General features: G+C 59.2%; 20 protein-coding genes. 9 read left to right on the forward strand and 11 right to left on the reverse strand.

From position 1 onward, the window contains the following. Positions 1 to 31 precede the first annotated feature (31 nt). The 3 genes from ftsX to ftsY are packed head-to-tail and all read right to left on the reverse strand — an operon-like array spanning position 32 to position 2,942. Entirely contained in the window at positions 32 to 1,036 is a 1,005-nt protein-coding gene (gene ftsX, locus LPB19_RS02895; RefSeq protein ID WP_206644625.1) for a permease-like cell division protein FtsX, read from the reverse strand. After that, positions 1,026 to 1,715, reverse strand: a complete 690-nt coding sequence (gene ftsE / locus LPB19_RS02900; RefSeq protein WP_206644626.1) for a cell division ATP-binding protein FtsE — start codon at positions 1,713 to 1,715, stop codon at positions 1,026 to 1,028. The genes ftsX and ftsE overlap by 11 nt, the downstream gene beginning before the upstream one ends. A 30-nt stretch (positions 1,716 to 1,745) precedes the next feature. Then, the gene (ftsY, locus tag LPB19_RS02905) at positions 1,746 to 2,942 is read right to left on the reverse strand and encodes a signal recognition particle-docking protein FtsY (protein ID WP_206644627.1); all 1,197 of its coding nucleotides are present in this window, start codon (positions 2,940 to 2,942) and stop codon (positions 1,746 to 1,748) included. Between the two features lie 159 nt (positions 2,943 to 3,101). Between ftsY and rsmD the strand changes: the two genes are divergently transcribed. After that, positions 3,102 to 3,752 carry a 16S rRNA (guanine(966)-N(2))-methyltransferase RsmD gene (gene rsmD / locus LPB19_RS02910; RefSeq protein ID WP_206644628.1) on the forward strand — a complete coding sequence of 217 codons (651 nt, stop codon included), beginning with the start codon at positions 3,102 to 3,104 and terminating at the stop codon, positions 3,750 to 3,752. On the opposite strand, the gene LPB19_RS02915 is transcribed toward rsmD, so the two are convergent. After that, positions 3,728 to 4,906 (reverse strand): DesA family fatty acid desaturase, encoded by a 1,179-nt coding sequence (locus LPB19_RS02915; RefSeq protein WP_206644629.1) that lies wholly within the window; start codon positions 4,904 to 4,906, stop codon positions 3,728 to 3,730. The two genes, rsmD and LPB19_RS02915, sit on opposite strands and share 25 nt — an antisense overlap. Before the next feature lie 226 nt (positions 4,907 to 5,132). Between LPB19_RS02915 and mutM the strand changes: the two genes are divergently transcribed. The 7 genes from mutM to LPB19_RS02950 all read left to right on the forward strand — a co-directional run bounded on the left by mutM (position 5,133) and on the right by LPB19_RS02950 (position 10,799). Beyond that, the gene (gene mutM, locus LPB19_RS02920; RefSeq protein ID WP_206644630.1) at positions 5,133 to 5,945 is read left to right on the forward strand and encodes a bifunctional DNA-formamidopyrimidine glycosylase/DNA-(apurinic or apyrimidinic site) lyase; all 813 of its coding nucleotides are present in this window, start codon (positions 5,133 to 5,135) and stop codon (positions 5,943 to 5,945) included. A gap of 171 nt (positions 5,946 to 6,116) precedes the next feature. Further along, positions 6,117 to 6,449 carry a hypothetical protein gene (locus LPB19_RS02925; protein WP_206644631.1) on the forward strand — a complete coding sequence of 111 codons (333 nt, stop codon included), beginning with the start codon at positions 6,117 to 6,119 and terminating at the stop codon, positions 6,447 to 6,449. 91 nt (positions 6,450 to 6,540) lie between these two features. Then, positions 6,541 to 7,230, forward strand: a complete 690-nt coding sequence (gene yrfG / locus LPB19_RS02930) for a GMP/IMP nucleotidase (RefSeq protein ID WP_206644632.1) — start codon at positions 6,541 to 6,543, stop codon at positions 7,228 to 7,230. 41 nt (positions 7,231 to 7,271) lie between these two features. Further along, entirely contained in the window at positions 7,272 to 7,676 is a 405-nt protein-coding gene (hslR, locus tag LPB19_RS02935; RefSeq protein WP_206644633.1) for a ribosome-associated heat shock protein Hsp15, read from the forward strand. A 72-nt stretch (positions 7,677 to 7,748) separates the two neighbouring features. Continuing rightward, a complete protein-coding gene (gene hslO / locus LPB19_RS02940; RefSeq protein ID WP_206644634.1) occupies positions 7,749 to 8,603 on the forward strand; it encodes an Hsp33 family molecular chaperone HslO in 855 nt (284 codons plus the stop codon). Between the two features lie 173 nt (positions 8,604 to 8,776). Beyond that, a complete protein-coding gene (locus tag LPB19_RS02945; protein WP_206644635.1) occupies positions 8,777 to 10,315 on the forward strand; it encodes a phosphoenolpyruvate carboxykinase in 1,539 nt (512 codons plus the stop codon). A gap of 205 nt (positions 10,316 to 10,520) precedes the next feature. Then, positions 10,521 to 10,799: a hypothetical protein gene (locus LPB19_RS02950; RefSeq protein WP_206644636.1), complete on the forward strand. Its 279-nt coding sequence runs from the start codon at positions 10,521 to 10,523 to the stop codon at positions 10,797 to 10,799. Between the two features lie 89 nt (positions 10,800 to 10,888). Here LPB19_RS02950 and LPB19_RS02955 read toward each other — a convergent pair whose 3' ends face one another. The 3 genes from LPB19_RS02955 to LPB19_RS02965 form a co-directional block, all read right to left on the reverse strand. Continuing rightward, positions 10,889 to 12,697 (reverse strand): amidohydrolase, encoded by a 1,809-nt coding sequence (locus tag LPB19_RS02955; RefSeq protein ID WP_206644637.1) that lies wholly within the window; start codon positions 12,695 to 12,697, stop codon positions 10,889 to 10,891. A 193-nt stretch (positions 12,698 to 12,890) separates the two neighbouring features. Continuing rightward, on the reverse strand, positions 12,891 to 14,957 hold the full coding sequence (locus tag LPB19_RS02960; protein ID WP_206645662.1) for a TRAP transporter large permease subunit: 2,067 nt from the start codon (positions 14,955 to 14,957) through the stop codon (positions 12,891 to 12,893). 54 nt (positions 14,958 to 15,011) lie between these two features. Then, positions 15,012 to 16,076 (reverse strand): hypothetical protein, encoded by a 1,065-nt coding sequence (locus tag LPB19_RS02965; protein WP_206644638.1) that lies wholly within the window; start codon positions 16,074 to 16,076, stop codon positions 15,012 to 15,014. A 280-nt stretch (positions 16,077 to 16,356) separates the two neighbouring features. On the opposite strand from LPB19_RS02965, the gene LPB19_RS02970 reads away from it, so the two are divergent. Further along, on the forward strand, positions 16,357 to 16,629 hold the full coding sequence (locus tag LPB19_RS02970; protein WP_206644639.1) for an HU family DNA-binding protein: 273 nt from the start codon (positions 16,357 to 16,359) through the stop codon (positions 16,627 to 16,629). Positions 16,630 to 16,684: 55 nt separating this feature from the next. Here the strand turns inward: LPB19_RS02970 and LPB19_RS02975 are convergent, their stop codons facing one another. From LPB19_RS02975 to pyrR, 4 genes are all read right to left on the reverse strand, one after another. Then, the gene (locus LPB19_RS02975) at positions 16,685 to 17,704 is read right to left on the reverse strand and encodes a putative solute-binding protein (protein ID WP_206644640.1); all 1,020 of its coding nucleotides are present in this window, start codon (positions 17,702 to 17,704) and stop codon (positions 16,685 to 16,687) included. A 205-nt stretch (positions 17,705 to 17,909) separates the two neighbouring features. Further along, on the reverse strand, positions 17,910 to 19,217 hold the full coding sequence (locus LPB19_RS02980; protein WP_206644641.1) for a dihydroorotase: 1,308 nt from the start codon (positions 19,215 to 19,217) through the stop codon (positions 17,910 to 17,912). Next, positions 19,214 to 20,227: an aspartate carbamoyltransferase catalytic subunit gene (locus LPB19_RS02985; protein WP_206644642.1), complete on the reverse strand. Its 1,014-nt coding sequence runs from the start codon at positions 20,225 to 20,227 to the stop codon at positions 19,214 to 19,216. The genes LPB19_RS02980 and LPB19_RS02985 overlap by 4 nt, the downstream gene beginning before the upstream one ends. A gap of 53 nt (positions 20,228 to 20,280) precedes the next feature. Then, positions 20,281 to 20,790, reverse strand: coding sequence for a bifunctional pyr operon transcriptional regulator/uracil phosphoribosyltransferase PyrR (pyrR, locus tag LPB19_RS02990; protein ID WP_206644643.1), 510 nt, complete (start codon positions 20,788 to 20,790; stop codon positions 20,281 to 20,283). Between the last annotated feature and the right edge of the window lie 29 nt (positions 20,791 to 20,819).

The raw sequence follows: 20,819 nt of genomic DNA on the forward strand, positions 1-20,819 counted from the left end.
CTGATTCAATACGGTTTTTCCGTTATCGGGATCATCCGCCGGCAATTTCTCCCGGCTCAATGTCGTCCAAATGACGCTTAACAGCCAGCCAGGCTCCTAGCCAGCCTAGCAGCATCGCGGCAATTATCAACGTGACGCCACCGGCAACACCAAGCCCCGAAAGCACGAAATCAGTCTGGTACAACTTTGCCAGACGCTCGATGGGCCCGCTCAGCCACCACAGCGACAACTCCAGAACAAGCCAGGCCAGAATCCCGCCACCCAGGCCAAACCAGGCGCCGGTGTACAGGAAGGGCCGGCGCACAAAGGCATCGGTACCCCCAACCAGTTTGGCCACCAGTATTTCGTCCCGGCGGTTCTCAATGGCGAGGCGAACGGTGTTGCCGATCACCAACACCACGACCGTGGCCAGCAACAGCGACAACACCCAGACCGCGCGCACCAGCAAATCGGTCACCGCATTCAGGCGCTGAAGCCACCCCAGGTCCACCTGGACACGTTCAATGCCTTCGATAGCCTCAATAAACCGGATCAGCCCCTGCATGCCCGCCTCGGAGCGAGCAGCCACTTCCGGGGTAATCAACAGGGTGTGCGGCAGCGGGTTTTCGCCCAGGTAATCCAGCGCATCCTCGAGCCCGGACGATGCCCGGAACTCGCTGAAGGCCTGGTCACGACTCACCAGTTCGATGTCGTACACCCGACCGTCCATTTCCACCCGTTCGACGACGGCCTCAGCATCATCCAGCGGCACATCCAGCTCGAGATAGGCGGTCAATCTCGCGCTGCTGTCCCAACCGGCACTGACGCCTTCGAGACTGCTCAATAGAAGAAGTAATGCCATGGGCAGGGCCAGGGCCACGCCAATCACCGCCCAGGTCATCATGCTGGCAACCGGGCTGCGCCACATGCGTTCCGCACTGTTTTTGGCGACCGTCCGATGGTGGTTGACGTAACCTTCCATCAACTGGCGCCAGGCGGATTTCGATGCCCTGGCACCGCGGGCTGTCTCGGCTTTGCGCGGGGAATCAGAGGCCACGGGCACCCCCCTGGAATGGCGAGCCGCCTGAAACCAAGCGGCCGTGATCAAGCGTCAGCGTCCGGTGCCCCAACTCATTGATCAGGGCGATATCGTGGGTGGCAATCAACACCGTTACGCCCACCTGGCTGAACTGACTGAACAGATTCATGATGTCGGCCGACAACTCAGGGTCCAGGTTACCGGTTGGCTCGTCCGCCAACAAAACGGGCGGTTTGTTCACCACCGCCCGGGCAATGCCCACCCGCTGCTGTTCACCGCCAGAGAGCTGCACGGGATTCATCTTTTCCTTGCTCAGCAGGCCAACTTTATCGAGCGCCGCACGAACCCGGCGACCGGCTTCTTTCGGGGGCACACCCATGACCTCCAGCGGCATGGCCACGTTGTCGTAAACCGTGCGGTCAAACAACAGCTGGTGATTCTGGAACACCACGCCAATATGACGGCGGATGTAGGGAATCTGCCGCCTGGGAAGGCGATTCAGAAGCTGCCCACCCACGACGAGTTCGCCAGCACTGGGGCGCTCCATCACCATGATGAGTTTCAGCAGGGTACTTTTGCCGGCACCGGAATGACCGGTCAGAAACGCCAGCTCGCCGCGATCCAGCGCGAAATTCACCTGAGCCAGGGCGGTGTGGTCACTATCGTAGCGTTTGGTAACCTGACGAAACTCAATCATGGGCGGCTACTGCTCCAAAAAAGCCGACGTTTAATCAAACAGCGCTTCCACAAAGGTTTCGGCGTCAAAACTCCGCAGGTCATCCACCTGCTCGCCCACGCCGATAAAGCGGATCGGAAGCTGCAACTGACGGGCAATGGCAAATACGATACCGCCTTTTGCGGTGCCGTCCAGTTTCGTCAACGTAATCCCGCTGACGCCGACGGCCTGCTGGAACACCTGAGCCTGACTCAGGGCGTTCTGCCCGGTACCGGCATCCAGCACCAGCATCACTTCGTGGGGCGCGGATTCATCCAGCTTTTTCATCACCCGCACGACCTTGGCCAGCTCGTTCATCAGGTTGTCTTTATTCTGCAGACGCCCGGCCGTGTCTGCGATTACCACATCGGTGCCCCGCGACTGGGCTGACTGAATGGCATCGAAAATCACCGAGGCGCTGTCCGCCCCCGTCTGCTGGGCGATGACGGGCACATCGTTTCGCTCACCCCAGACCTGCAGTTGTTCTACCGCCGCAGCACGGAAAGTATCGCCGGCCGCCAGCATGACCGATTTGCCGTCATCCTGAAATTTCTTGGTCAACTTGCCGATGGTGGTCGTCTTGCCGACCCCGTTCACACCGACCATCAGGATCACGTAAGGCTTCTTGCTACTGTCAATGGCCAGCGGCTGGGTTACGCCCTCCAACAAACCCCGGAGTTCACCCTGCAGTGCCTGGCGCAGCGCCTGCCCGTCTTTGAGCTGATTGCGCTCCAGTTTGTCCGTGAGTGACTCGATGATTTCAGAGGTGGCCGTTACACCCACGTCTGCCGTCAGCAGGGAGGTTTCGATGTCTTCCAGCAAATCCTCATCGATTTTTTTGCCGACGGAGAACAGGTCCGCCAGACCACCGGTCAGACTTGCCCGGGTTTTCCCCAGGCCCTGCTTGATGCGTTCCAAAACGCTGACCTGAGGTTCTGGCTGCGGCTCTGGCTTCGACACGGGCGCGGGTGCAGGCTCAACCGCCGCGGGCGCTTCAGGTTCTGCGGGTGCAGCCTCGGCGGGAGACGGAGCTTCCTCAACCGGCGCTTTTTTCGCCGGCTCTGAGGGCTCAACGCCTTTTGAAACTTCGGGTTCGCGCTGGATTACCTGTTTCGGGCGTGGCACCCGGCGACGATTGCCAGCAATATCCAGGACAAAAATAAGGACAAGAAGGGCCAGGAGGCCGACTGAAATCCATTCTGCCGTCATAAAGTCATACCATCATTCTGAATGGGCGGGACAACGAAAGGCCGTATTCTAACAGACTGTTCCGGCCAAGTGGGCGGGCAGGCATTATCACCCGAGGCTGGCTTTCCGCTACCATTTGCCGGCCAAGACGATGCAACCAACCGCAGGAGTGAACCCAGCATGGCGCCCAGAAAACCGGCCCGCCCCCAGCGCGGAACCAGTCGTGGTCACAGCAAAGTGAGCTCCCGAAACGGCGGCGCCCAGGGCGAACTGAGAATCATCGGCGGCGACTGGCGTAGCCGGAAGGTTCGCTTTCCGGACGCCGGTGGCGTTCGACCAACCCCGGCCAGGACTCGGGAAACCCTGTTCAACTGGCTGAACTATCAACTGGCTGGCAGCAGGTGCCTGGATCTGTTTGCAGGCTCCGGCGCCTTGGGGCTGGAGGCGCTGTCCCGCGGCGCGGGAAGCGCAACCTTCGTGGATCACACGCCGACCCTCACCCAGGCGCTGAGAAGCAATCTGCGCGCTCTGGAGGCAACGTCGGCGGAGGTGGTGTGCGCAAAGGTGGATGACTATCTGAATCAGCCGGCCCAACGGGCCTTTGACATCGTGTTCATGGACCCGCCGTTCCGCCAGGGCTGGCTGGAAAAACTGTTCCCGATGCTACACGAGCAGGGCTGGGTCAAACCGGGTAGCTGGGTCTATGTCGAGCATGAAAGCGAACTCACCACGCCGTCGACACCAGAGGGCTGGCACCTGCACCGGCAGAAGAGCGCCGGGCAGGTGAGTTACAACCTGTATCAGGTTCAGAGCGCGGGCCGCAGCGAGTAGGCCCGCAGGTGTGCGGCAAACTCTTCCAGATAACGGATACCGCTGGCTTCCGCTTCCTTGCACCACTGCATCAGTGCCTGCAGCTTTTCCTGAGGCTTAAGCCCTCGCTGACGCCAGAGCGCCTGCAGCTCGTGGCTCTTGTCGTAAATCTGGCGCAGGATATCGTGCTTCTCGAGCGCGGTCTCAAGGGTCTCCTGCTCCCGGGGGTGGATCAGCGACACTTCTTTCGACAGCAGCCGACGTAGCTTGCGATAGCGGGGACGGATGCCCTCATCCATTAACGCCTTTTGCTGGCGCAACACGGGCTCCATCACACGCTTGCGATACTGACGCATAATGTCGAACCGATTGTTGGCGATCGCCTGAACAGTTTCCACATCCACGTCCTGCTTACCCGGAACGTGGTGGGCAATCGGCCGATAGCCTTTCGGTTTGGCCAGACCGAACAACTGAAACAGCCGGATGTAACCCCAGCCGATATCCACTTCGTACCAGCGCCGGGACAGTTTCGACGAGTTGGGATAGGTGTGGTGATTGTTGTGCAGCTCTTCGCCGCCAATCAGTAACCCCCAGGGTGAAATATTGCGGGCGTTATCGGCACATTCGAAGTTGCGATAGCCAAACCAGTGACCCAACCCGTTTATAACGCCAGCCGCCCACACCGGCATCCACATCATCTGCAGCGCCCACATCCAGATGCCATGGACTCCGAACAGAGCCAGGTCGATCACCGCCATCAACACAACACCAAGGCCCTTGTGCCGGCTGTAGACGTTGCGCTCGACCCAGTCCTCGGGGGTGCGCTGCCCATACCGCTCCAGAGTTTCCGGTGTCGCGGCGTCGGCGTAGAGTTCCGCGCCTTCCAGCAGTACTTTCTTGATACCCAGCACCACCGGACTGTGGGGATCGTCTTCGGTTTCGCACTTGGCGTGATGCTTTCGGTGGATGGCCGTCCACTCTTTGGTGTTCTGGGCCGTGGTCAGCCACAACCAGAACCGGAAAAAATGCTTCAGCACCGGATGCAGATCCAGTGAATTGTGAGCCGAATGGCGGTGCAGATAGAGCGTGACACTGATGATGGTGACGTGGGTCATCCCCAGCAGCACCAAAATCATCTGCATTACCGACAGATCCAGCAGTCCGTTAAAACCCATAACTATTCCTCAATCATCAATCAATGGCCGGTCGACCGCTGTCTCAAAACGCTGACCTGATCTTCAGGCGCATACGGTCACCGAACCAACCGGGCCACTCTAGCGTACAGGTGTTCGCCGTAACAACCGAAGTTGGACGTCGTTTTGTTACCGAATACACTCATTACTTTCACTCTGTGACCGTTGTCATACTGCCAGTCACCAATCACATCCCGGAGACCCACCCGTGCCCGAGTTGCCCGAAGTCGAAACGACGCGACAAGGCATTGCGCCGCACTGCGAAGGCCAGATCATCAGCCATGTGACGGTCCGCAACCCAAACCTCCGCTGGCCGGTTCCGGATGACCTCGCCGCGCGGCTCACTGGCAAACGTATCAAGCATGTGGATCGCCGCGCCAAGTACTTGCTCATTCACCTGGAAGAGGGTGCGGTCATCGTCCACCTGGGTATGTCAGGCAGCCTCCGTATCATTACCGGGGACACGCCGCCACTTACCCATGACCATATAGACATGGTACTCCATTCCGGCACCGTCGTCCGATTCAATGACCCGCGGCGCTTCGGCTGCTGGCTGTGGGCCGATTCACCCGAAACCCATCCGCTGATCGCACACCTGGGCCCAGAACCGCTGTCCCCGGCGTTCAGCGGCGACCTTCTGTTCCAGCGCTCGAGGGGAAAACGCACGCCGATCAAGAGCTTTATCATGGACAATCATGTGGTGGTGGGGGTCGGAAACATCTACGCCAATGAAGCCCTGTTCAAGGCCGGCATTCACCCGAAACGGCACGCCGGCCGCATCAGCCTTGATCGCTATCGCAAGCTGGCCGAGGCTATCCGGGAAACCCTGAGCGCCGCCATCCTGATGGGCGGCACCACCCTGCGTGACTTCGTCAACAGCGATGGCAAGCCGGGCTATTTTGCTCAGGTGTTGCTGGTGTACGGCCGAACCGGCTCGCCCTGCACCCAGTGCAGCACCCCGCTGAAGGAGATCCGGATGAACAATCGATCGACGGTTTACTGTCCTCGCTGCCAACGCTGAGACACCGGCGGACAGACACAGTTTGCTACGTAAAAGTCTTTGAAAATACTGAAATATGCTTCATAGTTAAGCGTGGAATCGGGGCTGTAATGTGCACTATCCAAGGCACCCAGAATGCCCCATCCGGCACAGCCGGGTCGTTGGGCCGAAACGTTGAGGAGACCAAGTAAAATGACACAAAAACTATCTCGCACTCTCATCGCCACTTTGGCTGCCTGCCTGCTGGCTTTTTCATCCATCGGCCACGCCCGCTCCGTTGAGGAATCACCCTCGGCCCTGGCGATGACCGGAGACGCACTGTTTGCCCGCCCGGTTCTTTTTGCCACCACCCTGGTCGGCGGCGCGGTTTATCTGGTCTCCCTACCTTTCTCTTTACTGGGCGGCAATGCCGCGGAAGCCGGTGAAACCCTGGTTCTGGGCCCGGCCCGCGCAACCTTCGTTCGCTGCCTGGGCTGTACGCGCTCCGGGCGCAAAGAGGAGCCGGCAAGCTACGCCGCCAATTAATAAGCCGCACGCACGCGTCCGTATTATCCCAACTTGTAACCACAAGGGATCTTGGGCAGCCTGAAGCAAATCCTTCAGGCTGCTTTTGTTTATGGTCAACTGGTCTTCTCTGAACACGGTGTTCCTGGACATGGACGGGACGCTGCTGGATCTGCACTTCGATACCCATTTCTGGCTTGAACACCTGCCCCAGCGCTATGCCGAACGCTACGCACTTGCCCCGCAGCAAGCCAAGGAACGACTGATCCCGATGATCATGGCGGAGCGCGGCTCGCTGAACTGGTATTGCACCGATTACTGGAGCAACCGGCTCGACATGGACATCACTGCGCTGAAAGCGGAGGTGGCTGAACGCATTGGCTACCGACCGCACGTGGTCGACTTTCTCAACGCCCTCAGAGACGCCCGGCTTCGCTCGGTGATCGTCACCAACTGCCACCCCGATCCTCTGCGTCTCAAGCTTGAGCGCACTGGGCTGGACCAGCATGTCGAGACCATTGTCTCCAGCCATGATTTCGGCAAAGCGAAAGAGAACTCCGGGTTCTGGCAGGATCTCCAGCAAACCGTATCTTACAATCCGGCCGAAACACTGATGGTCGATGACAGCTTCCCGGTACTGGAAAGCGCCCGCAGGGCCGGCATTGGACAGTGCCTGGCAATCCTGGCGCCGGATAGCCAGCAAGCCCCTAACGAGGGTCACTCCGACATTCCCGGCATTCATCATTTCGATGAGGTACTGCCTGCACTGAAAGAACAGCTGGCTCTGCAATCAAAGCAGTGAGCAGGTTATAATTCGGGCATTACCCCATCAGGTGAGGAGACATGGCGGCAACGGCTGACGACCAACGGGTCCGACTCGACAAATGGCTTTGGGCGGCGAGATTCTACAAAACGCGCTCGCTTGCCAAGGAAGCCATCGAGGGCGGCAAAGTCCATTACAACAACCAACGCAGCAAACCCGGCAAACTGGTTGAAACCGGAGCGCGGGTTACCCTGCGCCTGGGCTGGATGGAAAAGGTCGTGATCATTGATGACATCAGCGACCGCCGTCGTGGCGCCCCGGAAGCACAAAAGCTCTACCACGAGACCGAAGACAGCGTGAAAAAACGCGAGGATCTCGCCTGGCAGCGCAAAACCATGCAGGCCGCCCAGCTCCCGCCGGCCCGTCGCCCGTCCAAGAAGGACCGCCGGGACATCCAGCGATTCCGCGAACAGAACAACCTTTGACTGCCGACAGTGCGCTGGCCAACGGGCCGGCCGCCGGCCCCCACATTACGCAGCCTTTCCAGGAGACAAACCATGGCATCTCGCGACCAATTCCAGCGCTTTATCTTTGAGGACAGCCAAGTCCGCGGCGCCTGGGTGCAGCTTGGCGAAAGCTTTCGCGAAATCGGCAGCCAGGCCCCCTACCCCGACTCCGTTCGGACTCTGTTGGGTGAGGCCCTGGTGGCCAGTGTGCTGATGAGCAGCACACTCAAGTTCGAGGGCACGCTTTCTCTTCAGGCCCAGGGCAAGGGCCCACTCAGTACCCTGATGGCCGAATGCTCCCATGACCGCTACATTCGCGGGCTGGCTCGCTTCGATGAGCAGGCGATGGGCGAAGAGGATTTTCATAAGCTGCTGGGTGAAGGGCGCATGGCCATCACCATCACACCGAACAAGGGCAACCGTTACCAGGGCGTGGTTCCGCGTGAGTCGGATTCGCTGGCCGGCTGTTTGGAAGAGTACTTCGAGCGCTCCGAACAACTGGCCACCAGCCTGATCCTGTTTTCCGGCGACGAGGGTGCCGCCGGCCTGTTGCTCCAGCGCATGCCCGGTGCCACAGATGAGGACGATGACCTGTGGGACAGGGTCAACCATCTGGCGCGCACCGTGAGCGCGGAAGAGCTGCTCGAACTGGACAGCGCAACCGTTTTGCACCGCCTGTTCCACGAGGAAACCGTTCGCCTGTTTGATGCCGAGCCGGTGGCGTTCCGTTGCAGCTGTTCCCGTGAACGCACCCTGGGCGCCCTGGAGGCTATCGGCAAAGAAGAGTGCTACAGCATTCTGGACGAGCAGGGGTCCATCGAAATGGACTGCCAGTTCTGTCACGCACACTATCGATTCGATAGAAACGACATTGACCATCTTTTCACCGGTCATACGTTACACTAAAACTACTAAAGAATCGGCTTAAAGCCAGACACGGCGCGACTTTCAGGCCAGTCGTTTTTTACGATCTTCTCTGGCATAATAGCGCGCCTGAATTGACCCGATTGTTCAGTTTTCCACCAACCATGGAATCGTGGGCTGAGTAATCACGAAGACACCCCGAGGGCGAGGTCGAAGTGAGCAACACTTATTCTGATCTGAGTACAGCGCGACTGGTCGAGCTGGCACTGGAACGTAATGAAGGCCAGCTGGCAGCCAATGGATCACTGGTCGTGAAGACCGGTGAGCGCACCGGCCGGTCTCCAAAAGATCGCTTTATCGTCGAAGAGCCGAGCACGGCCGACGATATTCACTGGGGCGCGATCAACCGTCCTTTTGATGCGGAACAATTCGACGCCCTTTGGGATCGTGTTGAGGCCTACATCGCTGAGAAAGATCAGTTTGTCTCACACGTTCATGTAGGTTCAGATCCCGAGCACTACCTGCCGGTCAAAATGACCACCGAAACAGCGTGGCAGAACCTGTTCGGTCGCAACCTGTTCATCCGCCCAGACAGCTTCAACCCCGCTGACAAGCAGGAATGGCAGATCCTGAACGCCGCCAACTTTGAATGCGTGCCCGAGCGTGACGGCACCAACAGCAATGGCTGCGTGATGATCAACTTCGCCAAGCGCAAAGTACTGCTGGCCGGTATGCACTATGCGGGCGAAATGAAGAAAGCGATGTTCTCGGTACAGAACTTCCTTCTGCCGGAAAAAGACGTGCTGCCCATGCATTGCTCCGCCAACGTGGGCGAAGACGGCCAGACCTGTCTGTTCTTCGGCCTGTCCGGTACGGGCAAGACCACCCTGTCTGCCGACCCGCACCGCTTCCTGATCGGTGACGACGAGCATGGCTGGGGCCCCGGAACCGTGTTCAACCTGGAAGGTGGTTGCTACGCCAAGTGCATCGACCTGTCCAAGAAGAACGAGCCGATCATCTGGGACGCCATTCGTTTCGGTGCGATCGTTGAAAACGTCGCCATCGACCCGGAAACCCGTGAACCGGATTACGCCGACGTCTCCCTGACCGAAAACTCACGCTGCGCCTACCCGCTGGATCACGTTGAGAAACGTGTTCTGGAGAACCGCGCGGGCGAGCCGTCGCATATTGTCTTCCTGACCTGCGACATGACCGGGGTTCTGCCACCGGTGTCGATCCTGTCCAAGGAAGCTGCGGCTTACCACTTCCTGAGCGGCTACACCGCATTGGTCGGCTCCACCGAGATGGGCTCTTCGTCCAAGCTGAAGTCCACCTTCTCAACCTGCTTTGGTGCTCCGTTCTTCCCGCGCCCGGCTGGCGTCTACGCCGAGCTGCTGATGAAGCGCATGGATGAGTTCGGCAGCAAAGTGTTCCTGGTTAATACAGGCTGGACCGGTGGTCCGTACGGCGAAGGTCAGCGCTTCAGCATTCCGACCACTCGCGCCATCATTGCCGGCATTCAGAATGGTGATCTGGACGACGCTGAAACCGAGCACCTGCCGACGTTGAATCTGGAAGTGCCCAAACACGTTCCGGGTGTTGACTCCAACCTGCTGAACCCCCGCAATACCTGGGTGAGCCCGGAGTATTACGACGGCAAGGCACAGGAGCTGATTGCCCAGTTCGTTGAGAACTTCAAGAAGTTCGACGTGGCTGAGTCGATCGTCGAGGCCGGTCCGAAGTTGGCGAGCTGACTCGAGACCTTCAAAAAAGCGCCCTGCTAAGCACGGCGCTTTTTTTGTGCCTCGGAATCCTGCTCAACATTGGTGAGAGACTGCCGCGACGAGCGTCTTAATGTGCGCTCAGGCAGACGGACCAACAACTCCCTTCCCTGGCCTATTTGTGGCACAGTAGGCCTCGTACAGCTTCATCAAACTTTATCCCGGGCATGATCACGGCATGAAAAAAGCACTTCGCGCACTGTTCTCTCCCCTTCTCAAACCCCTGGAAGCAGGAGAAGTCGGCCCCAACTACAAAGCCTCCCACCGCACCATTCTCATTGCTGTGGGTACCCTGTTTTTCATTCTGGGCACGATTTCGTTGGTCGCCATGGTTTACACCGGGCAACTGGGCGCCTTCGTTCCGGTACTGGCCTTTCTCGGACTGGGTGGGATTTGTCTGGTGGTTGGCGCTGTTGGCTCCGACGCAGCAGTCTCGAAGCTGTGGGGCAATCGTTAAGATCTGAACGTGCGGGACAGTTCTGCCGGTGGGCGCACGTCGGAACCTTGGGCGCGCACCGGCTCATCGAGCGTGAGTTTGGCGGGTAACTACTTGCCAGCGGTCTCGGACTCTTCCAGGGCCTCAAGGAACTCCCGGCCCACAGCCATGCTGGTGCCGGCGGGGAATGCCCCCTGGTAACCGGTGTCATCGGCGCGGTAGACCAGCTCGCCGTCCTTGAAGGTTTCCACCACCCTGAGCTGATCCAGGTTCTCTGGATCAACCGTCAGAGGGTTAGCCGACAGAATCACAAAGTCCGCCAACTTACCGACTTCAATCGATCCTTTTTCCTTTTCTTCAAAATGTTGCCAGGCGGGCCAGATTGTCATGGCCTTTAACGCCGTCATCACATCGACCCGCTGACTGGGCCCGAGGATATCGCCGGATCGGGTGCGGCGGGTTACCGTGGCGTCAAGCACCCGCATGCTGTCCGGAAAGGCTACCGGCGCATCGTGGTGGGTGCCGAATTTCATACCCCGCTGTCGGATCCAGCCAGTGGGCGAGATATTTTCGGCGTTTACCGGCCCGACGGTATGTTCCCGGTGCCAGTCCCCCCAATAGAAAGTATGCATCGGGAACACCGAGGGAAAAATGTCCAGTGCCTTCAGGCTGTCAACTTGGTCTTCCCGGAGGAACTGGCCATGAATGAGGACCGGTCGGCGGTCTTTACCACCGCGCGCCTCGGTGGCCGCCTTGATCGCCGCCAGCAACATGTCAGAAGCGCCCTCACCATTGGCGTGGGTGAGCAGCTGAATGTCATTGTCGAACGCCCAATCGACCGAACTAACCACCTGTTCCATGGTTGCCGCCGCATAGCCGGCATAGCCGGGAGGGTAATTCCCCACCGGATCGTAGTAAGGACGATCCCGCAACGCGGTGAATCCCTGAGGCGAGCCATCAATGGTCAGCTTGGCGCCGCCGACTCTCACCCGGTTCACGTAAGAGAGCGCTGCATTATCGGCGATAAAATCCCGGTCCAGCAGGACATCGGGATAGATAACGATGTCGACCGGCAGCGCCTCCTCCGCGCTGAAGGCTTTGACTATTTCAGTGGTTTGGGGGCTGGCCCGGCCCTCTTGCGCGGTGGTATAGCCGTAGCTGGCCCAGAGACCCGCGCCGGCTTTCACAAATGCTTTGAAACCATCAGGACCGATGCCACCAACCAGCTTTGCCAACGCCATGAAAAAGGCGTTTTCTTCAAGGACACCGTTGGGCTCACCATCCTCGCCCCGGCGAATCACGCCGCCGTTCGGATCTTCAGAACCACGATCGATGCCGACCACCTCAAGGCCCTTGCTGTTCATCACACCAAAGTGTCCGGACTGGTGGATAACCACCACCGGAATGTCGGTCGAAACCTGGTCGAGATCCTCCCGGGTGGGATGTCTGCCTTCTTCCAGCTGCGACTGGTCATAACCGAAGCCGGCGATGAGGTTGACCCGCTGCGCAACCTCGGCGTTGTTCTCAAACCAGACACCCAAGGCATCAACCACACCGGGAATATCCCGTACCTCGCCGTCTGGCGGCGCCAGAAGGTTCGCAGAAAGCGCCTGCAAGCCGCCCATGACCACATGCCCATGACTGTCGACAAAGCCAGGAAGCAGAACCCGCCCCTGCAGATCGTGAATCGTCGTATCCTCACCCTTCCGATCCAGTACCTGCGCTTCCGTGCCCACGGACAGGATGCGGCCATCTTTAATCGCCACCGCCTCGGCCTGGGGCGTACCGTCATCCATGGTCAATACTGGTCCACCGAGGAAGATACGATCGGCCATTTCTGCAGCGTGGGCTGGGCTATTCAGAATCAGCCCGAGGAAAATGGCGCACAGGCCTCGCGTGAAACAGCTCCAATCGACCATGATCCGGTTCCTTGTGTCAGATTCAGGGGGATAGCAAAAGCATAGACGCTCAGTTTCTGTCTGTCCGTTCGGCGCCGGTCTTTTGGACGGCGACTGAGAAGAGCGTCAGTGGTTACCCACCCAGGAAGCAACATGTTGACAGCGAAGGGGAAAAGCAGAGGCCTGGCTCAGGCAGGCCTCTGACGGGACGGAATCAGGCGTAGAACAGCAGCGGCACGAACGCCACAATAAGCAGGGAGATGCCCATGGCGATCAACGGCATGATGATTCGCTCATGGCGCTGATAGAAGGTCCCTTTCTCCTGCAAGGCCAGCGTCACTTCAGCCTCACCCACGACCTGCCGCGTGAGCAGGTGGTTCAGCGCTACCGGTGGGCTCAGGTAACCCAGCTCAAAAGCCACCAGCGTCACCATCCAGAAGTGGATCGGATGGATGCCGCTACTGTAGGCGATGGTAGCGACGGTGGCCGTCACCAGAATCACGGCACCGAAAGCATCCATAATCATGCCGAGCACGACCAGGATCAGAACCATCAGCAGCATGGCCGACCAGGCACTGTCGAAAGACTGCGGGAAGGTTTCCATCAAATGGGAACGCTCGATTACCCCACCGATACTGACGGACAGGCCCAACAGCAGCAGGAGTGCGCCAATTTCTGCGGTGGTATCGTTGGTCGCTCCGCGAAGACTCTTTTCGAGCCCCTTTCCATCTACCGATTCCGCAGCGGTGTGGCGGGACTCACCTTTGAACCGGAAGTGTTCATAAACCAGGATCCCCAACATGATGACAGGCAACAGCCGCGGCGCCGAGAACTCGTCCATTTGAACGTTAAGCGCGAGCCGGTAGAACATCACGACCGCCACGATGACCAGCACGTAGGGAACCAACGGCTTGAGCGCCTCAAGCATGGCCGGTAACGCCTGATTCACCGGAGCCAGGTCAATCTTGCTCTGTCGGTTTACCGACAGGGCGACAATCATGAACATCGTCGCCGTGAGCACAAAGACCCAAAGACCCCAGCCGAACAGTTCGTCAGTGGTTACTTCCCGGTTCAGATAAGCAATCACCACAACCAACAGACAGGGACGCAAGACCACACCCAGGGAGCCGGACATGGCCGTGGCGGCCAACGCCAATTGACGCCGGGCACCGGCGGCCCTCAATTCACTGTAGATAACGGCGCCGGCCGCAATGACGAAAATACCCGACGCACCGGTGTACGCCGTCGGCACCGCAGCGACGAGCACAGCGACCACGGCGAGCATTTCCGGTGGCATCCGCCAGGGACGGAAGACATTGAAGACCAACGTTGCCAACCGAGTCTGCTTGAGCATCATGCCCACCCAGACATACAAGCCGACGTTCAGGAACATGTCCGCCAGTTCCATCATCTTTCCGAGATAGATACCGATGCCGGAGGAATGTCCGATCAGCGCAAAGTAAGTGCCGGAGATCAGGCACATCACCGTATACAGCGGCACCGAGAGAAAAGCCTTGTTAAGGCTACCGCCCTGTTCCAGATCATCAGGCACCCGCAACAGGCGATACAGACTGGCCAGGGTCAGACAGGCAAAGCCGATAATCCAGAAGTTGTGGAGCAGCATTTCTTCCGGGGTGACCCGGGTTTCGGCCGCCAGGGTGGATTGGCGGAAGATGAAACTGGAGCCAAACAGCATCAGGTTGGCGACGGTTTGCAGACTATGGGATACCAGGTAATCAAGACGGGTTTCCATGGCACGCATGGCGATGTGATGACGGGTCAGCGTGGCGGTCACCGCGCAGAGCATCACGAGAATCACCAAGATATAACGTTGCGAGGTCAGACCGAAAGCGATCAGGTCGGCCACGAACAGTTCAACCGTCCGGTAGGCTTTCACACCGAACGTCAGCTTGTCCTTCAGGCCATCGTAATTGAGATGAGTCTCACGGCAATCCGCTACCGAACGCTCGATGGCGAGCCGGACGTCGTCTGGATTTTTTTCCTCCACACCAAGCAAGGCGGCCATCGGGTCATCCGCCGCAGGCGCCTGTGCCATCTCGGCCGCCACAGCCGCGTCAATATCCCGATTTGGGTTGCAGGTCGGCTCAACCGGATCCATACGCAGTTGGTAGTAGCCGCTCCAGAAATACTCGCCAGCACGCAGCATCTGATTGTGGATATCGCTGCTGGTGGAAAAGATCACGACGGCAAGCAGTAACAGGCAGGCTGGCAGTGACGAAAACCACTCCAATCCGCTGCGACGCAAGCCGCCCTTGGACATCACAACATATTCTCGGGTACCCGACATAACGACACACTCTGGGCTTTCTGGTTATTACAAGAGATCATCCAGATCCATGGTTTCGACTTCTTCCTGCTGGTCATCCCAGAAACTGCCAAGCTGGCCCAGCGGGGTACGATGTCCGGTGTTTTCGACCCACATACGGTCGGAAATGGCGACAATCATGTCGGTCGCCATGGCATCAACGAAGCGCCAATCCCAGTCAGCAGGCCGATCACTGATCGCTTCGGCATGATCCCGGATGACGGCCTTCACTTTTTCATCATCGCCCTGGTTCAATGCGGCAATGGCGTGAAACACGTGAGGCAGGCGCACGCCCGCAGCCTCGCCCTGCTCGTCGGCACGCTGCAGACGCTCAAAAGCGTCTTCACCCTGCGGCAGCGCACCGGGGATCATCGCCCATACCGTGGCCCGAAGCGCCATAGGCGCCCCCCACCACTTTTCGTTATCCAGGCAACTGGTGGCACGGGCTACGATTGATCCAATGTTGGCCGGAACCCCCAAAGAGGCGGTTGATTGGACCTGGGCATTGAGCGCCTGCAGCCCCGACATCAGTCCGGCCATATAGATGAATTCGTCCATGTCGTCGCTGAAGCCCGGACAGTCGCCGCTATCGGGCTCGCCATAGAACGCGTTGTGGTGCTGCCAGGCCTTGTGATAACGCTTGGCGGCAAGCATGTATGCCCGCTTCTGGCGGATCATGGCGTCTTCAGCTTCGACCGCTTTTAGTCCGTACATGGCGGCAAGGCCTGCGAGCTCATGTTCCCGAGCCTTTTCCTCGGCACAGCCGCCCGCTGACAGGTACAGCATCACCGCCAGTTGGTCCGGCTCGGAAGTTACCCGACCAAAGGACATCAGGAGCGGGGCAGTGGCCTCACTCATGGCGCAGCCCATGGCCAGATCGTCACTTTCCAGGAGGTAGGGCACCGTGTGATCACGGGAGAACCCCTGCATCACATCCCCGGTGGTCTTATAGATCATGTTATTGACCACCCCACAGCCACTGAGAGCCGCGCCGATTATCAAAGCCGTTAGCACGCCCTTTATCCGATGAAGGGCGCGGGAAATGTCCAGCGTGTGGATAGGAGAGACTGTCATAGCTGCTTCACCTTTCGGGTATTGTTCCTTTTATGCCCATGGGCACCCGCGATTGGGTACCGGCAAACGCACGTTACAATCTGTAACCATAATGAAATTATCCCTGATAACTGCCTGTTTTTATGCGACCAAAGCCGCAAATGCCGCCGATGGCCAAAGGTCCGGCTGGCGGACCGGATTGCACATTGTGATCGGACCCTTTATAGATGATCCGAACCGGTGCTGATCAGGCGCCGGGTTATGTCCGAAGATCAAAAAACACAACAATAAGGAGCGTCAGATGCGCAAACCCGAACTCGCCGCTGCCATTGCAGACCGGACCGGCCTGAGCCGTGACAAGGCCAGTGAAGTCATCACCGCATTCACCGACCAGATTTCAGCAGCAGCTGCCCGGGGCGAGGATGTCACCCTGATCGGTTTTGGAACATTCAATATCCGTGCGCGAGAAGCGCGTAACGGCAGAAATCCACAGACCGGCGCATCCATCCAGATTCCGGCCAGCAAGACCGTCGGCTTTAAAGCAGGCAAGACTTTCAAGGACCAGATCGGCTGAGGGCAATCCGGGGCCGCGTACGGCGGCCCCACCCCGATTCAACCCCTGCCCCGGCTCAGGAGGCACACTCGGATCGAGTGGCATCGACCCGGCAACGGATAGCCTTCATCAGTTTGATTGCGCGCTCGTCGAAAACCCCATCATCCAACAGGGACAGACGCACCTTCTGCAGCATCTTGTCGTATTTGGCGGTGTCTTCCTTGGGCAGGCTCATCCAGACATTCGAGGGAATCTCGGCTTCCGCCTGAGCAATGATGTCGTAGGCCTCATCGATACGCTTGATGGCCTCGTTTCGAACCATCTGGGCGGCATCGTCGGGAAAACGGTCACGGTGAATGATGACCTGGAAGTTCATGTAGCCAATGGCGTATTTTACGACGGCACCATTGGGCTCCACGCCCTTGTAGAGTTCAAGGGGCGTATAGGCTACCGCCGGCGCATAGGCGAGGTCCACGCTACCGTTGTTGAATTTGCCGGCAAAGTTGGCGGAGTTTGAACCCACCACCGACGCGCCCACGTGGCGAACCATGCGTACCGAAGCTTCGTCATAATCGAGCGTCGCAATGCGCTTGCCCTGGAGTTTCTCGACCGAATCGATGCTGCGGTCGCGGGTATGCAGGTAGATGGCACCACCCGGGAACACGCCGGCTACTTCATAGGGGCCGTCGACGAGGAACTGCCGCGCTTTTTCCTGGCTCAGGGTGTTATAGAGCAGACGCATCTCCTGCTCACCCGGAACTGCGCCCATCGCCTCAAGGCTGCCGGTAAACTTGTTGAACTCACGCGCACGGGTGCCGGTCAACAGAACCGCATCACACTGCCCGGCCTTGAAGTCTTCAGCGGCGACTTTCTCATCGGTATAGGCGCGCAGGTTCAGCTTGATGCCCTCTTTCAGGGCCACCGGCTTGAAACTCTTGGTGATGGCAAACAGCGGGCCATTAGCACCCACTGGATCGAATACACAGAAACTGCGTTCGAGCGGCTCAGTCTGCGCGGCAGCCAGGGAGGGGAACAACAGGCTGGCGCACAGAGCGGCAGCCACAACGACCCGTTGCGGGAAGGTTGTTGGTTTCACGGGATAACTCCTGATTTATTGTCATCAATGGCCAGCACGTCCAGATGTACCGGCTGCTTTCTTCCTTGGTCGAACAGTAGACCGACGGCCAATAGCATACGTTGGCACAGATGCCGCTCTTCAAGCGCTTTTCAGGGAAAAAAGACAATCTGTGATGAAGTCGACAGGGGCCTTATTACCCCTGCCGCATTTTCAGGAAGGAGCCCTATTCGGGCTGGCTGCCCCAGGCAACCGAGCCGCCAACCAAGGTCATGCGCACCACGCCAGGCATCGGCTTGCCCGCAACCGGCGTGTGCTGGCCAGCCGAAACAATGCTGTCCGGACCGGGCGTCCATTGGGCCGCTGGATCAAACATACACAAGTCGGCCAGTTCACCCTCCGCAAGGCGTGCGCTGCGCCCAATCACAGCAGCCGGGCCACCGGTAAGGGCACGGATCAGATCAGCCAGAGCCATCTCCTGCCGAGCCACCAGTTCCAGACCCATCGACAGCACACTTTCAACGGTAGACAGCCCTGGCTCGGTGGCCGCCAGCGGCGCCTGCTTGGCGGCAGAATCGTGAGGCTGATGCTGACTGACGATAGCGTCGATCACGCCCTCCCGAACGCCGGCAATCAGCGCCAGGCGATCCTGTTCGCTGCGAAGGGGCGGGCGGACATGAAATCGGCTGTCGAAGCCTGCCAGGGCATCCTCGGTAAATAGCAGTTGATGCATGGCCACGTCGGCACTGACGGCAATGCCCCGCTGCCGGGCATCGGCGAGCATCTCGACACTGCGGGCGCTGGAAATCTGTCCCAAATGCAATCGAACGCCGGTTTCCTCTGCCAGCAGAATCATTTCCATCACGGCGGTGGTCTCGGCAACCTCGGGAATACCGAGCAATCCGAGCCTGGACGCCACCAGGCCATCGTGGGCATATCCATCGGCGGCCAGCGCGGCGTTTTCCGGATGCAGGATCACGGTCAGGCCGAAGGTTTTCGCGTAGGCCATACACCGGCGCAGGATTCGGGCGTTCCGGATCCCCCGCCCGCCATTGCCGACCGCGACACAACCGGCGGAGGCAAGACCCGACATATCACTCAGCAGGTCACCTTCCAGGCCACGGGTGAGCGCCCCCACCGGCAACACACGAATGGGTGAACGACACGCGGCGACATCCCGAACCAGGTGCGTCACCGCGCCCGAGTCATTGACCGGTGAGGTTTCGGGCGACGCGCAGACGGTGGTGAATCCGCCATGGGCGGCAGCACGCGTTTCCGAGGCAATGCTACCCTTCTGGCCGTTGCCGGGTTCCCGAAGGTTGCAGTGCAGGTCAACGAAACCCGGAGTGATGATATGGCCCTCGGCATTGATGGTGCCATCAGCCTTGGCCTGCCGGGCGGCATCGCCAACGGCTGCAATGCGGCCGTCACGAATCAGCAGAGCGGCGTTTTCCGCATCCATGCCCTGACCATCGAGCAGCCTTCCGCCAACGATTTTAAGCGTAGCCACATTGGGCAATGCACTCGGGTTCATGGCTGGACTACCTCGCTCTGCTTTCGATTACGGTCCGCGACCTGCCCGCCCATGGCCATGGACATCACCGCCATCCGGATGGCGATACCATTGGTCACCTGGTTGAGGATCACGGACTGGGGGCCGTCGGCAACGGCGGATTCGATCTCCACGCCCCGGTTGATGGGCCCCGGGTGCATGACAATACAATCCGGCTTTGCCAGCGCGAGCTTGTCACTGCTCAGGCCGTACAGGCGATAAAACTCCCGCTCGCTGGGCAGCAAGGCACCTTCCATTCGCTCTTTCTGGAGCCGGAGCATAATCACCACGTCGAGATCCTTCATGCCCCGGTTCATGTCGAATTCCACGCTGCAGCCAAGGCGTTCCACGTCCCGGGGTAACAGGGTTCCCGGGGCAATGACTCGCACCTCGGCGGCACCGAGTTCGTTAAGCGCCCGGATCTGGGAGCGAGCCACCCGGGAATGCAGGACATCCCCGACGATCGCCACTTTCAGCCCTTCGAAGGCGCCCTTGTGCTGGCGAATCGTGAGCATATCGAGCATGGCCTGGGTCGGATGCGCGTGGCGACCATCCCCAGCATTGATAATGGCAACGCCCGGGGTGACGTGTTCGGCGATGAAGTGCGGTGCACCGCTCTGGGAATGTCGGACCACAAACATGTCACTGGCCATGGCCTCCAGGTTCAACAGCGTGTCGGACAGGGACTCGCCCTTGGACGTCGCCGAGGTGCTGATATCCAGGTTCAGCACGTCCGCCGACAAGCGTTTGGCCGCCAGTTCGAAGGTACTGCGGGTGCGGGTGCTGGATTCAAAGAACAGGTTAACCACCGTACGCCCCCGGAGCAGGGGCACTTTCTTGATGGTGCGCTCGCCCACTTCAATAAACGAATCGGCGGTGTCGAGAATGTCAGTGAGCAGTTGCCTGTCGAGGCCATCCAGTGTCAGAAAATGGCGCAATTGACCGTCTTCGGTCAGCTGCAGTTGGTGCGAGGAGTGACCATGGTCAGTCATGAGTAGCCTGCCTGAAGTTCATCGTGTGGTATCGCCAGCAAGAATTACGGTGATTATGCGCTGCCTCCCTGCACTTCAATGCGCAGGGGATCCGGCCCCCGGAGCTTCACGCGCTGGTCAGCGGCCAGCGTCAGGCTCCGGCCCACCACATCCGGCTGAATGGGCAGTTCGCGGGCACCGAGGTCAACCAGCGTCGCCAGAATGATACTGTCCGGGCGGCCGTAATCGAAGATTTCGTTCATGGCGGCCCGAATGGTCCGGCCGCTCATGATGACGTCGTCAATCAGGACAATGTCCTGTCCTTCCGTATCGAACGGCAGACTGGAGGGTTTGACCCGGGGGTTCAGGCCAATGCGGCTGAAGTCGTCCCGGTAGAACGAGATATCCAGCTCTCCGTACGGTGTCTTTAGCCCCAGGCGCTTGCTCAGCAGATCGGCCAGCCAGACGCCACCGGTGCGGATCCCGATCAGCAGCGGAGCATCAATGCCTCGCCCGCTGAGTACCTGGCGCAATCCGGTTTCCAGCTCATCAAGCAACTGATCAATATCCAGCTGTGCTGTCATTACATCCTCGCTGTAGAAAGAGACATTCC

The organism is Marinobacter salinisoli, assembly GCF_017301335.1.
In the GTDB taxonomy this organism is placed as follows: domain Bacteria; phylum Pseudomonadota; class Gammaproteobacteria; order Pseudomonadales; family Oleiphilaceae; genus Marinobacter; species Marinobacter salinisoli.

Bases quoted from the DNA above. Each gene is read 5' to 3' on its own strand.
- pyrR (WP_206644643.1), bottom strand. From the start codon at position 20,790: ATGACAGCACAGCTGGATATTGATCAGTTGCTTGATGAGCTGGAAACC.
- hslR (WP_206644633.1), top strand. From the start codon at position 7,272: ATGGCGGCAACGGCTGACGACCAACGGGTCCGACTCGACAAATGGCTT.
- hslO (WP_206644634.1), top strand. From the start codon at position 7,749: ATGGCATCTCGCGACCAATTCCAGCGCTTTATCTTTGAGGACAGCCAA.
- LPB19_RS02925 (WP_206644631.1), top strand. From the start codon at position 6,117: ATGACACAAAAACTATCTCGCACTCTCATCGCCACTTTGGCTGCCTGC.
- LPB19_RS02965 (WP_206644638.1), bottom strand. From the start codon at position 16,076: ATGACAGTCTCTCCTATCCACACGCTGGACATTTCCCGCGCCCTTCAT.
- yrfG (WP_206644632.1), top strand. From the start codon at position 6,541: ATGGTCAACTGGTCTTCTCTGAACACGGTGTTCCTGGACATGGACGGG.
- rsmD (WP_206644628.1), top strand. From the start codon at position 3,102: ATGGCGCCCAGAAAACCGGCCCGCCCCCAGCGCGGAACCAGTCGTGGT.
- LPB19_RS02960 (WP_206645662.1), bottom strand. From the start codon at position 14,957: ATGTCCAAGGGCGGCTTGCGTCGCAGCGGATTGGAGTGGTTTTCGTCA.
- LPB19_RS02985 (WP_206644642.1), bottom strand. From the start codon at position 20,227: ATGACTGACCATGGTCACTCCTCGCACCAACTGCAGCTGACCGAAGAC.
- LPB19_RS02955 (WP_206644637.1), bottom strand. From the start codon at position 12,697: ATGGTCGATTGGAGCTGTTTCACGCGAGGCCTGTGCGCCATTTTCCTC.
- LPB19_RS02950 (WP_206644636.1), top strand. From the start codon at position 10,521: ATGAAAAAAGCACTTCGCGCACTGTTCTCTCCCCTTCTCAAACCCCTG.
- ftsY (WP_206644627.1), bottom strand. From the start codon at position 2,942: ATGACGGCAGAATGGATTTCAGTCGGCCTCCTGGCCCTTCTTGTCCTT.
- LPB19_RS02970 (WP_206644639.1), top strand. From the start codon at position 16,357: ATGCGCAAACCCGAACTCGCCGCTGCCATTGCAGACCGGACCGGCCTG.
- ftsE (WP_206644626.1), bottom strand. From the start codon at position 1,715: ATGATTGAGTTTCGTCAGGTTACCAAACGCTACGATAGTGACCACACC.
- LPB19_RS02980 (WP_206644641.1), bottom strand. From the start codon at position 19,217: ATGAACCCGAGTGCATTGCCCAATGTGGCTACGCTTAAAATCGTTGGC.
- LPB19_RS02915 (WP_206644629.1), bottom strand. From the start codon at position 4,906: ATGGGTTTTAACGGACTGCTGGATCTGTCGGTAATGCAGATGATTTTG.